The organism is Chitinophaga filiformis, assembly GCF_023100805.1.
Classification (GTDB): Bacteria; Bacteroidota; Bacteroidia; order Chitinophagales; family Chitinophagaceae; genus Chitinophaga; species Chitinophaga filiformis_B.
Map to the genome: position 1 here is coordinate 2,336,009 of NZ_CP095855.1, position 12,320 is coordinate 2,348,328.

Here is a 12,320-nt window from a genome sequence, read left to right on the forward strand (position 1 = left end):
TGTAGCAGGTCCCCCTCCGGAAATTGGTCTGGTTTTAGCATTTGTAAAGTTGTAAAATGTGGCAACCCGTTAAATGCGAGTTAATTGCATTCTATGCTGCATCGCACTGTTTCTCAATCTTTTGTTAAAAGCAAATGGCCCTTCTGGTTGGATGGGCTATTTTATGCTATATTTGATGACGTTCAATTTTGGATTCTATGAGAAGAATGAAAGTGATTATACCAGTTGCACTGCTTACGATCTCAATGGGGGTGTTGGCTTTCAGCAAACTGCATAAAGAAGATCCTCCAGGCAGATACGAAGTGATCATGGGCCTGGTAGGACAAATACTAACCCAGGGACACTATCAACCTAAGGAGATTAACGACGCTTACTCTAAAGAAGTTTTTGATAAATACCTGAAGAGCCTGGACAGTGAAAAGAAATTTTTCCTGAAGAGTGATATCAAGGGGTTGGAAAACGTATCTACCCACATCGACGATGAGCTGCAGGGCGCTCCGCTGGACTGCTTTAATGCCATCAATGCCATCATCAAACAACGTGTTGCCGAAGCAGCTTCCATTTACCCGGAAATACTTTCCAAGCCATTTGACTTTACGAAAGACGAAAAGGTGGTCCTGGATCCCGATAAGATTGATTACCCCGAAAGCCTCGAAGAGCGTAAGGAAGCCTGGAGAAAAGTACTGAAATACCGTACGCTGGAAAAATTAACAGAACTGCAGGAAGCCCGCGACAAACAGAAAGACAAAGCCGGCGAAAAGATTAAAACGGATGTCGAACTGGAAGCTGAAGCAAGGGCCAAGGTAAAGACCGTATACGACCGTTATTTTGACCGTCTGAAGAACAGACAGGATGATAACGAGCGTTTCAGCATGTTTATAAACGCCATTACCACCACTATGGACCCACATACTGATTTCTTCCCGCCAGCGGAAAAGAGGGCTTTCGAAGAGCAGATGGCCGGTAAGTTCTTTGGTATTGGCGCCCAGTTGAAAGAAGAAGATGGTAAGATCAAGATTGCCAGCATCGTAACAGGTAGCGCCAGCTGGAAAGATGGCCGCCTGAAAGCAAACGACGCTATCCTGAAAGTAGCGCAGGGCGATAAGGAACCGGTGGACGTTACAGGTTATGCCGTGGAAGATGCTGTGAAACTGATCCGCGGTAACAAAGGATCTGTTGTAAAACTGACAGTGAAGAGCGTGGACGGTACCGTAAAAGTGATTGACATTACCCGCGATGAAGTTGTACTGGATGACACCTTTGCAAAATCTGCCATTATCAATGGCCAGCATAAACTCGGTTACATCTACCTGCCTGAATTCTATGCAGATTTCAATGACAGGAACGGCGCCCGCTGCGCAGAAGACGTTGCTAAAGAGATCACCAAACTGAAAGCGGAAAATGTAGAAGGTATCATTCTCGATCTGCGCTTCAATGGTGGTGGTTCCCTGCAGGATGTTGTTCAGATGGCCGGCCTGTTCATTCCGGAAGGTCCTATCGTACAGGTGAAATCCCGTAGCGGCGATCCAATGGTACTCCGCGATCGCGACAAGAGCGTACAATACGGTGGCCCGCTGGCTATTATGGTCAATGAATACAGTGCTTCTGCTTCTGAGATCATGGCAGCCGCTATGCAGGACTATAAACGTGCAGTGATCATCGGTAGCAATACTTTCGGTAAGGGTACCGTGCAACGTATGCTGAACCTGGATGATTTTTACTCCAATAAAGAAATAGGCGCCCTGGGTGCTATTAAACTGACCCAACAGAAGTTTTATCGTGCAAATGGTGGTTCTACCCAGCTGAAAGGTGTAGCTTCCGATATTCAGCTGCCGGATCCATACTATGAAGTGGCAGAACGTAAAGATGCCGATGCCCTGGCTTGGGACGAAATTCCGAAAGCGTCTTTCACTCCCTGGTACGATCCTGTTCCGGTGGATGTATTGAAAAAGAACAGCGAAAAACGTATCGCATCCAGCGAGGCGTTTAAGATGATGAATGACAACATCGCTACGCTGAAAAAGATGGAAAGCCAGGAAGCTTACTCTCTGAACCAGCAGACATACAAAGCAGAGCAGAAGTCCAACACCAATGCCCTGAAACGTTATGATTCCGTAAATGAGAAGGTGAAGGAGCTGAACATCAGTAGTCTGAAAACTGACCTGGACAGGCTGGCCAGCGATTCTGCAAAACTGGCCCGTAACAAGGACTGGCTGAAATTCAGGCAGAAAGATATCTACCTGGATGAGGCGGTAAATGTAATGAATGACCTGATCGCATTGTCTTATCCTAAATTACAGGGTAAACCTGCTAACAAATAATCATACGCTTTAAGCATAAAAAGAAAGGCGTCCGCTATGCGGACGCCTTTCTTTTTAGTGATCTTATTGACGTTTATTCCATCTTATCGCCCAGAAGCTTTATCAGGGTCCTCAGCTCATCCCTTTTATACTCTTCTTTCTCGTCCTGGAAGCATTTCAGTAATTCTTCCAGCAGGAACTGTATAATCCTCCTGGTAGACTGTGGCTGATAGTAGGAGGGTGTCATTGGAATGGACATCCGTTTCAGGTATCCTTCTACATCCTGGTGTGAATAGATCTGTCCCTGGATGGGATCTATGAAGAAAAGGATGCGGTTGTCGTCAGGTCTGGGTGTTTCGGTAAAGTCATAGAATGTATCGAAATAACCCAGTATGAACTGCCGGGGAATATTTACAGCATATACCGGGAGGTCCAGCATGGCGCAGAGGCTCTGGTATACAATGCCGTTAGTCAGCGGATTGCCCTTGCGGGATTCTATCACCTGGTTAATGAAGAACTGGTTCTTACGTACGTAGGCCACTTCTTCCCCTTTCAGTCCGAAGTAGTTGTAGATCATGCTGTTCAGGACATTGATCTGTTCCAGCGGAGTGAGGTAGTTATTCAGTTCCAGCCAGATATTCCGTTTGATCCTCTCAATTTCTGCTACAACATTATTGGGCTGCATATCCGGAAACTGGTATTGCGCTACCAGTATGGAACCCTGCAAGAGGTCGGGCGATTCTGTCTTGCTCCATCCCTGCAGCGCTACCTGCAGATCTTTATAATGCACGCGGTGAATAAGCTGCTCGATTCTTTCCTGGATGGATTCATCGACCGTATTTTCCCATAAGTGCTCGAGGTTGGGAATGATCTCTTTTCCAAACAGCAATATCTTGTTGGCAACAGTATCATACACCTCCTGGTCAGGATCATCCAACAGGTGGAACAAAGCATTTATTTCCTTGGTCTCGTGCATAAAATGAATGTACAGGTGTCCATTTATTCCGCCTTCTTCTTCCTCGGTGGCGCTTTCTTCTTTGGAGGATTGGCCTTGACATCTTCGATGATGGCTTTAGCTTCTTCCAGTGTTATGTCAGCGGCGGTGTCAATCTTTTCTTTTGGTATCTTGTAATTCCTTAATCCCTGTTTTATATACGGTCCGTAGGGGCCTTTCAGTATCTGGATCTTTTCTTTTTCGAAAATTTTTATGGTGCGTTCATCCTTGGCTGCTCTCTTTTCTACGATCAGCGGGGCTATTTCATCCAGCTCCACTGTGTATGGGTCCATTTCCTTTTTCAGGGAATAGAACTTCTTATCATGCGCTGCATAAGGTCCGAACCTGCCAATGTTCACCAGTACATCTTCGTCTTCAAATTTACCCAGGTTGCGGGGTAGTTTGAACAGTTCCATCGCTTCCTCTAAAGTAATAGTTTCTATACTTTGAGTGGACTTCATTTTTGCGAATTTCGGCTTCTCTTCGTCTTCCGCTTTACCGATCTGGATCATAGGGCCATAACGTCCCATGCGCGCTACGATCGGTTTACCTGTTTCGGCATCAGTGCCAAGCAGGCGTTCGCCTTTTACTCTTTCCGCCTTTTCCAGCGTGTTCTCTACATCTTTATGGAAAGGTGTATAGAAGTCGTTCAGCATCTTGTTCCAGACCTTCTTACCGTGGGCCACCTCGTCAAATTCTCCTTCGATCTTCGCAGTGAAACCGTAGTCCATCACAGAACCAAAATACTGGTTCAGGAAGTCGGTCACGATCATACCCAGGTCTGTCGGGAACAGTTTGGATTTTTCTGCGCCGGTATTCTCCGTATCTGTGATCTTGGTGATCTTGTCGGCTTTCAGGTTGAGGATACGGAAGTCCCTTTTTACGCCTTCCTTATCACGTTTCTCCACATAACCACGTTTCTGAACGGTAGTAATGGTGGGAGCGTAGGTGGATGGACGTCCGATACCCAGTTCTTCCAGTTTCTTTACCAGGCTGGCCTCTGTATAGCGGGGTGCAGGACGGGTAAAACGTTCAGTGGCCTTCATTTCTTTCAGGTCAAGCACCTGTTTTACCGCCAATGGTGGCAAAGAGCCGTCATTTTCGTCCTCATCGCTCACATCTTCATCGTCTTTACCTTCCATGTATACTTTCAGGAACCCGTCAAACTTCAATACTTCACCACTGGCTGTCAGCTCTTCGTGATTGGTGGAGATGTCAATTTTAGCAATCGTCTTCTCCAGTTCCGCGTCGCTCATCTGGCTTGCGATGGTACGTTTCCAGATCAGTTCATAGAGCTTTTTGGTATCGCTGTCATCAACAGACGCATTTTCCATATAGGTTGGGCGGATTGCCTCATGCGCCTCCTGGGCAGATTCATTTTTATTCTTGAATTTACGGTGCTGATGATATTTCTGCCCGTAGTTGGTAGTAATGGCGTTCTGGATATCTGCGAGCGCTGTGTCTGACAGGTTCACAGAGTCAGTACGCATATACGTGATCTTACCACTTTCATACAACTTCTGCGCCAGCAACATTGTTTTGGAAACGCTATAGCCCAGTTTACGGCTGGCTTCCTGTTGCAGGGTAGAAGTAGTGAATGGGGCTGCAGGCGATTTCTTACCAGGTTTTACCTGAATGTCCTTCACCGAATAGGCTGCGCCGATGCACTGCTCAAGGAACTTTTCAGCATCTTCGGCAGTCTTGAAGCGGGTGGGGCCTTCAGCTTTAAAAGTAATATTTTTGCCTTGAAGATCTTTAGCAGTAAAGAAGGCTTCTACCCTAAAACTGCTAACGGCATTGAATGTATTGATCTCACGTTCCCGCTCTACGATCAGCCTTACCGCTACAGATTGTACACGGCCGGCAGACAATGAATTACGCATGCTCATCTTACGCCAGAGCACGGGCGATAGTTCAAAACCTACTATTCTGTCAAGAATACGCCTGGCCTGCTGGGCGTTGACCAGGTTCATATCTAATAGGCGGGGCTGTTGTACGGCTTTTTCGATGGCTGGCTTAGTAATTTCATGGAAAACGATACGTTTGGTAACGTCCGGGTCAAGACCCAGTACCTCACATAAATGCCATGAGATGGCTTCCCCCTCACGGTCCTCATCCGTTGCTAACCAAACTTCCTCAGTTTCTTTCGCAAGTTTCTTTAATTCCTTAACTATCTTCTCTTTATCCTCAGGTATAGTATACTTAGGTTTAAAGTTATTGGGGATATCAATACCCATATCATCCTTCTCCAGATCGCGGATGTGACCAAAGCAGGATTTTACCTCGAAGTCTTTGCCCAGTATCTTTTCAATCGTCTTGGCTTTCGCCGGAGACTCAACAATTACTAGATTTTTTGCCATGAATGCCGTCTTTATGAGCTACTAGATACGTAAAATTCCGTATAAAAAATACCAATACGAATTTTGCAAGTATATAAAAGTAGGTTGAGAATAAAAAATAAGACTGTTTTAACGCATTGAAGGTAAATGTAATATTTTTGATAAAATCATTAAAAATGAGCCGTTAACAGTTTAATACTTAAATTGCTGGATAAGAACGTTGCTAAACGCGAAGTAACCTGACCATATAAAGATATGAGTGCAATATCTCCGCATGCTTTGTCTGAAAACCGGTACACCATAATATATATTAACCTTAGACTGAATGGATATAGTAATTATTGGCGCAGGGAATGTAGCGCATTGTTTTGGTCATTTGTTGAAACTGCATGGTCATCAGATCCTGCAGGTGATCAGCCGTAAGAAGGAAAATGCTGTTGAGCTGGCAGAATCATTGCATTCTACCGGTACCAACGATCTGCTGGATATTAATATGGAGGCAGACCTTTACCTGATGGCCGTAAGTGACGCCGCTATCCCTGAGCTGAACGACGAGCTGAGACTGGGAAAACGTTTTGTAGTGCATACTGCCGGAGCAGTACCCCTCGATGCCATTAAAAAGATCTCCCTGAATACGGGCGTGATCTACCCTTTGCAATCCCTCCGGAAGGAAGTCCGGAACTATCCCGCCATCCCGCTGCTGCTTGAGGCTGCCAGCGATGAGGTCATGCGCAGGATAAAACCGGTAGCACAGAGTATAAGTCCTGATATACAGGAAGTTAGTTCGCATCAGCGCCTCCAGTTACACCTGGCGGCTGTACTATGCAACAACTTTACTAACCACCTGATTGCCAGGGCCAAGCGCTACTGTGAAAAGGAAGGACTGGACTTTAGCTTGCTACAGCCTATTATAAAGGAGACTTTTGACCGGCTGGAGAAATTTCCTCCTGAATCCGTTCAGACAGGCCCTGCCGTTCGAAAGGATGAGGCTACCATGTCCCGCCACCGTGCCCTGCTGGAAAATGAAGAGTACCTCAAACTGATCTACCAGGTCATGTCAGATAGTATTTATGATTTCCACCGCAGCTGACATTTGAAAATCTGTGGTACTTTTGCCGAATTCAATCAGGAACCAGGGACTCGGAAACCAGTATTTATAGCATTTGCTTCCCCGCTCCCTGGTTCATGGGTTCCTAATTAATGCTCAATGAACATTTTATCTCTTTTTAAACCTATTTCCACCTTTGTATTTGACGTTGATGGCGTGTTGACCGATGGAACTGTGCAGTTGTTGCCCAACGGGGAACAGTCACGGAAAATGAACATCCGGGACGGTTACGCCTTACAGCTGGCAGTGAAGAAAGGGTACCGGGTCGTGATCATTTCGGGCGGAAGGTCAGAAAGCGTGGTTAGCCGTTTACAGGGCCTGGGTATAAAAGATATTTATACCGGCGTTTTAGACAAGCAGGAGAAATTACAGGATTATGTGTTTGAAAACGACCTGCGCTGGGAAGAGATCATATTTATGGGCGATGATATACCGGATTACCGGGCTATGCAACTGGTCGGCCTGCCGGTATGCCCTGCAGATGCCGCTCCCGAAATCAGGGGCATCTGCCGGTATGTATCACCTATCAATGGCGGAAATGGTTGCGTGCGGGAGATCATTGAAAAGGTGCTGAAACTGAATGGTCACTGGATGATGGATGAGGAGATCGCCAGCCGTTAAAGGCTGAGGCTACATGATATGTAACTGGAATTATTTTTACCGCAATTATTGAACTATGAAATTGCTGATTGCCTTTTTAAGGTTGATCCGATATCCAAACCTGATCTATATAGCATTAACCCAGTTCCTGCTACAGTATTGTGTAGTGGCGCCGGTGCTGGAATATAACGGAGAAGGGCCTTCTCTTTCCTGGCTTTCCTTTTTCCTGCTGTCGCTCTCTACTGTATTAATAGCAGCTGCGGGGAATATCATTAATGACTACTTCGACATTAATATAGATATTATCAACAAACCTGAAAAGATGGTGCTCGATAAGATCATCAATCGACGCTGGGCCATGGCCTGGCATACCATATTTAATATGGCAGGTGTATCCATTGGTTTTATTGTGGCCTGGCAGATCGGCCAGATCTATCTGGGCCTCACCCAGGTGATCTGTTCCCTGATCCTCTGGTTCTATTCTACTTCCTTTAAGCGTCAGATCCTGATCGGGAATGTGCTGATCTCGTTACTGACGGCCCTGGCAGTAGTTGTCGTAGGCTTTTATGAAAAGCAGATATATGAAAGTTTTGAAGCCATCATGTCGCCGGCGGGCAGAAAACTGATCCAGATCATCGGAGTATATGCTCTGTTCGCTTTTGTCATTTCTCTTGTACGTGAAATAGTAAAAGACCTGGAAGATATGTTAGGCGATGCGAAAGATGGTTGTCGCACTATACCCATTGTATGGGGCGTAGAAGCGGCCAAACGCATCTGTTATATGTTGCTGTTAGCCCTGCAGGTCCTGATCGTGGCGGTGGAAATAAGAATAGGACTTATCGGTTGGTGGCCGGCTATTATCTACCTGGTAGTGTTTGTGCAGGCGCCTGCTTATTATATTTATACCCTGTTGAAGAAGGCCCATTTGCCGGAACATTATCACAGGGTTAGCTCACTCGTGAAATGGCTGATGCTGACCGGCATCCTGTCTATGATCTTTTTTAAAATATTCCTCTGATGTATACCGGAAAACGTGTGATCCTTGCTTCTCAGTCACCGCGCAGAAAGCAACTGCTGGAGCAGGCAGGAATTCCTTTTGAAGTGAAAGTAGTGGATACCGCTGAAACCTTTCCCGCTGATATGGCTATTCCGGAAGTGCCCGTGCATATTGCCAGGCAGAAATCTGCAGCAGTAGCGGCTTTATGTACAGCAGAAGATATCATAATCACTGCAGATACCGTTGTTGTTTTAGATGATACCATCATCGGTAAACCTAAAGACAGGGAAGATGCCATCCGCATCCTGTCGGCATTGAGTGGCCGGATACACCGGGTTATCACAGGTGTCGTGATCAAACGGGAGCAGCAGGAACTGGCTTTCTCCAAAGAAACCGCTGTGCATTTCAAACCACTCACCACTGAGCAGATCACCTACTATGTGGATACCTACAAGCCTTACGATAAGGCCGGCGCCTATGCAATACAGGAATGGATAGGAGCCGTTGGAATAGATCGTATTGACGGTTGTTTCTACAATGTGATGGGATTGCCTGTAAGCAATGTCGTGGAAGCACTGGAATCTATTGCCGCTGAGAATAATTGATCAGGGGAGGGGATCAAAGAAACGAAGGCTTTGAGACTCACTTAAACGTTCACCTGTTTCCATATTGCTGCTTAACCCTATACTCCACGATCCTGGTGATCAACGCCAATGGCATAGGTTGATCCAGGGGAAACTGTACAGATCCTTTTCCCTGTTTATACACTGATAATTCCTTTTCAAATGCTTTGATACCTGTTGGTGCAGGGTAGAAGCCTATGTGATTTTTAAATGCCGCAAAATGCACCAGGTTGCCTTTCAGTACAAAGGTCGGTATGGCATATTTGATGGCTTCTGTTGCCTCAGGGGCTGCTTTACGGATGGTGGCACGGACTTCCTGTAGCCGGGCCTGTATATCTTCCGGAAATGTTGCAATATAGGCGTCAATGTCTGAAGCGGCGTTTTTCATGACGTGGGGTGTTTGATGCAAATATACAAAGCATCGTCCTTTAGTGTAGGCTATGGATCTGTAAAAACAAGAGGGTATCAGCACTAACTGATACCCTCTGCGTATATGGCTGATTAATGAAGACTAACGTGCATTTTCCTCTTCCAGCACCAGCAGGTTCACATCCTTGTTCTTCAACCATGTAGCAGTTTTCAGCTTCTCAAGGTTGATGACACCTACTACATAGCTATATGTGGCAGACTCATATTTTTCGGAGATGTTGTAGAAATCTGCAAGATGTACCTGGTCTGCAGTGCGGTAACGCAGGTATACTTTCAGTTGTACATCATTGGTGAATGCCGGCTGATTGGATTGCTTGATCTTCTTATACTCGTAGCGATAATTATACAATAATGCAGAGATATCCGACAGCACTGCACTACCGGTAGCAGTACCACCTGCACCCTTACCCACAAAGAACTGTTTGTCGGTGAATGCGCTCTCCAGCAGGATGCCGTTGTATTCGTTGTATACATCGTACAACAGGTTATGTTCCCTGATCAGGTGTGGCAATACATATGCATTCACATGCCCGTTCTGCCTGCGGCAGTTGCCGATCAGCTTAATGGTACAGTTGCGTTGCTTTGCAAATTGGATATCGAAATCGTTCAGATGATGGATACCATAGTTGAATACTTCTTCTGGTTTTACGAAAGTACCGAAGGCATGTAATAACAGGATCACGATCTTGAACTTAGGATCGTACCCTTCAATGTCCAGGGTAGGGTCTGTTTCTGCGAAACCTTTGTCCTGTGCCTGTTGCAGCGCTGTTTCAAAGCTCAGGTTCTCTTCAAATATTTTGGTAAGAATGTAATTCGTAGAACCGTTACAGATACCTTCCACCGCATTCAGCAGGTCGTTGTCATAGTATTCTTCCAGGTTACGGATGATAGGAATACTTGCGCAGCTGGAGGCTTCGTAGAGGAAAGGTACTTTGTTTTCCACCTGCAGCTGGTATAATGCGGGCAGGTTTTCTGCGATCATGCGTTTGCTGGCGCTTACTACTGCCTTGCCATTACGCAGTGCAGTACTTACTATTTCAAATGCAGCTTCAGTGTCATTGATCAATTCTACCACTACATCGATGGTAGGATCATTCAGAATTTCATTTTTGTCAGTAGTAAAGTAACTGGCGTCAATAGGACGCGATTTGTTAGGATCTTTAATACATATCTTTTTGATACGGGCATTGATACCTTTTGTTCTGTTGAGTACCTCGTATAACCCTTGTCCCACACAACCAAATCCGAAAATACCTAAATTGATGATCTTGTTTTCCATGTTCTATACTTAGTGCTTATATACTTCCTTCATGCAGCAGGTTGATAGAAAGCAAACTGCATTACTTTTAATGAAAAATATGATTGTTATTACTGTAATACCGTGATCTGTTTTCCCGCGGGCAGGTTCAGTTTATCCAGTGCCTGTTTCAGGTCATTGATAAGATCTTCAGCATCCTCGATACCTACTGACAGCCGTATACAGGAATCCTGCAACCCGGTCTTCTTCCTGAATTCTTCCGGGATGTTGCGATGCGTCATTGTAGCCGGATGATCCAGCATACTTTTTACTCCTCCGAAACTTTCCGCCAGTTTGAATAGCTTGGTGCTGTTCACTACGCGGATCGCATTTTTTATGTTGTCGCTCTTAAGAGAAAAGCTGACAAGTGCGCCGTATTGTTTCTGTTGTTTACGTGCAATATGATGGTTTTTATGTGTGCTTAGTCCAGGGTAAAATACTTTATCCACCGCCGGATGTGTAGACAGCCAGGTAGCGATGGCCATTGCATTGCTGCATTGTTTATCCAGGCGGAGGCAGAGTGTTTCAATACCCCTGATCGTCAGCCAGGCCTCAAAGGGGCTGAGTATACTGCCTGAGATGTTCTGGTTAAAACGCAGCTGGTCTGCAAGTATTTTTGAATTCACCACTACCAGTCCTGCGATAACATCGGTATGACCTGCCAGGTATTTGGTTGCGCTGTGTATCACAATGTCCGCGCCCAGTGGCATGGGTTGCTGTAGCAATGGTGTACAAAGTGTATTGTCCACCACCAGTAGTACATTATGCTGTTTGGCTATTTTGCTGATGGATTTAATATCAGATACACGTAAAGTTGGATTGGTGGGAGATTCCAGCCAGATCATCTTTGTATTGGGAGTGATTGCTGCCAGTACTTTGTCCGTATTGCTGGTATCTACGAAGTTTGCTTTGATCCCAAAGCGTTCAAACATATGCTGGAACATCTGGAAAATACCGCCATAGGTGTCTTCCACGGCCATGATCTCATCACCACTTTTTAACAGTTTCATCACAGCATCAATAGCCGCCATGCCACTGGCGAAAGCAAAACCTGCATGCCCTTCTTCCAGGTTGCAGATGATATTTTCCAGCACTTTCCGCGTAGGGTTATTGGCACGGGAAAATTCAAATCCCTTGTTGATCCCCGGAGATTCCTGCACAAAAGTGGAGGTCTGGTAGATGGGTACGGAAATGGCGCCCGTCAATTCATCCACCGGGATGCTATGCAATAATTGAGTAGCTATTTTCAATCTTCAAAGCAATTATACTGTTATTATACCCTGGTTGGCACATGCACAATCAGACGGTTCATCCAGTCATAACTACCAGCATAAGGGGCATAAAAAAAGCCCTTCCGTAGTTGGAAGAGCCTTCAGGTATTTTATTACGATGAATATCAATCTCTGCCAACTTATCTTCCCTCGGTTATCGTATAACCGGGGCCGGAATTAGCACCTTTCCCTGCATCACTGCAGGTTGGTTGCTAAGGCATCGCAGGGCCAAGTCCCTCCGCCTTTCTGGATAAGTCATGTGTAAGAACTGGGTGCAAAGTTAAAGGTACTTTGATGAAATTTCCAAAAAGGAATATTTTTAATTTTTTGCACGTACTTATTTTTTCACTAATTTGTTTCCC

The 12,320-nt window shown here is 45.5% G+C and carries 10 protein-coding genes and 1 riboswitch; of the genes, 5 read left to right on the forward strand and 5 right to left on the reverse strand.

Annotated features, from left to right (window positions below; genetic code table 11):
• Positions 1-197 precede the first annotated feature (197 nt).
• A complete protein-coding gene (locus tag MYF79_RS09715; RefSeq protein ID WP_247813672.1) occupies positions 198-2,321 on the forward strand; it encodes a carboxy terminal-processing peptidase in 2,124 nt (707 codons plus the stop codon).
• A 73-nt stretch (positions 2,322-2,394) separates the two neighbouring features.
• Here MYF79_RS09715 and MYF79_RS09720 read toward each other — a convergent pair whose 3' ends face one another.
• Together MYF79_RS09720 and topA are read right to left on the reverse strand one after the other, a co-directional pair.
• Complete coding sequence (locus MYF79_RS09720) at positions 2,395-3,276, reverse strand: transglutaminase-like domain-containing protein (RefSeq protein ID WP_247813674.1); 882 nt, start codon at positions 3,274-3,276, stop codon at positions 2,395-2,397.
• 23 nt (positions 3,277-3,299) lie between these two features.
• Positions 3,300-5,654, reverse strand: coding sequence for a type I DNA topoisomerase (topA, locus tag MYF79_RS09725; RefSeq protein WP_247813675.1), 2,355 nt, complete (start codon positions 5,652-5,654; stop codon positions 3,300-3,302).
• 304 nt (positions 5,655-5,958) lie between these two features.
• On the opposite strand from topA, the gene MYF79_RS09730 reads away from it, so the two are divergent.
• From MYF79_RS09730 to MYF79_RS09745, 4 genes are all read left to right on the forward strand, one after another.
• Positions 5,959-6,723 carry a Rossmann-like and DUF2520 domain-containing protein gene (locus tag MYF79_RS09730; RefSeq protein WP_247813677.1) on the forward strand — a complete coding sequence of 255 codons (765 nt, stop codon included), beginning with the start codon at positions 5,959-5,961 and terminating at the stop codon, positions 6,721-6,723.
• Between the two features lie 117 nt (positions 6,724-6,840).
• The gene (locus MYF79_RS09735) at positions 6,841-7,362 is read left to right on the forward strand and encodes a KdsC family phosphatase (protein WP_199657489.1); all 522 of its coding nucleotides are present in this window, start codon (positions 6,841-6,843) and stop codon (positions 7,360-7,362) included.
• A gap of 55 nt (positions 7,363-7,417) precedes the next feature.
• Positions 7,418-8,359, forward strand: a complete 942-nt coding sequence (locus tag MYF79_RS09740; protein WP_247813679.1) for a geranylgeranylglycerol-phosphate geranylgeranyltransferase — start codon at positions 7,418-7,420, stop codon at positions 8,357-8,359.
• Positions 8,359-8,943, forward strand: coding sequence for a Maf family protein (locus MYF79_RS09745; RefSeq protein ID WP_247813681.1), 585 nt, complete (start codon positions 8,359-8,361; stop codon positions 8,941-8,943). Before MYF79_RS09740 ends, MYF79_RS09745 begins: the two co-directional genes overlap by 1 nt.
• 49 nt (positions 8,944-8,992) lie before the next feature.
• On the opposite strand, the gene MYF79_RS09750 is transcribed toward MYF79_RS09745, so the two are convergent.
• The 3 genes from MYF79_RS09750 to MYF79_RS09760 all read right to left on the reverse strand — a co-directional run bounded on the left by MYF79_RS09750 (position 8,993) and on the right by MYF79_RS09760 (position 11,937).
• Positions 8,993-9,349 carry an iron chaperone gene (locus tag MYF79_RS09750; protein ID WP_247813682.1) on the reverse strand — a complete coding sequence of 119 codons (357 nt, stop codon included), beginning with the start codon at positions 9,347-9,349 and terminating at the stop codon, positions 8,993-8,995.
• A gap of 123 nt (positions 9,350-9,472) precedes the next feature.
• Positions 9,473-10,669 (reverse strand): homoserine dehydrogenase, encoded by a 1,197-nt coding sequence (locus MYF79_RS09755; protein WP_247813684.1) that lies wholly within the window; start codon positions 10,667-10,669, stop codon positions 9,473-9,475.
• An 89-nt stretch (positions 10,670-10,758) separates the two neighbouring features.
• Entirely contained in the window at positions 10,759-11,937 is a 1,179-nt protein-coding gene (locus tag MYF79_RS09760; protein WP_247813686.1) for a trans-sulfuration enzyme family protein, read from the reverse strand.
• 158 nt (positions 11,938-12,095) lie between these two features.
• A riboswitch (SAM riboswitch) is annotated at positions 12,096-12,215 on the reverse strand.
• Positions 12,216-12,320 lie beyond the last annotated feature (105 nt).

Bases quoted from the DNA above. Each gene is read 5' to 3' on its own strand.
- MYF79_RS09715 (WP_247813672.1), top strand. From the start codon at position 198: ATGAGAAGAATGAAAGTGATTATACCAGTTGCACTGCTTACGATCTCA.
- topA (WP_247813675.1), bottom strand. From the start codon at position 5,654: ATGGCAAAAAATCTAGTAATTGTTGAGTCTCCGGCGAAAGCCAAGACG.
- MYF79_RS09735 (WP_199657489.1), top strand. From the start codon at position 6,841: ATGAACATTTTATCTCTTTTTAAACCTATTTCCACCTTTGTATTTGAC.
- MYF79_RS09720 (WP_247813674.1), bottom strand. From the start codon at position 3,276: ATGCACGAGACCAAGGAAATAAATGCTTTGTTCCACCTGTTGGATGAT.
- MYF79_RS09730 (WP_247813677.1), top strand. From the start codon at position 5,959: ATGGATATAGTAATTATTGGCGCAGGGAATGTAGCGCATTGTTTTGGT.
- MYF79_RS09755 (WP_247813684.1), bottom strand. From the start codon at position 10,669: ATGGAAAACAAGATCATCAATTTAGGTATTTTCGGATTTGGTTGTGTG.
- MYF79_RS09740 (WP_247813679.1), top strand. From the start codon at position 7,418: ATGAAATTGCTGATTGCCTTTTTAAGGTTGATCCGATATCCAAACCTG.
- MYF79_RS09745 (WP_247813681.1), top strand. From the start codon at position 8,359: ATGTATACCGGAAAACGTGTGATCCTTGCTTCTCAGTCACCGCGCAGA.
- MYF79_RS09750 (WP_247813682.1), bottom strand. From the start codon at position 9,349: ATGAAAAACGCCGCTTCAGACATTGACGCCTATATTGCAACATTTCCG.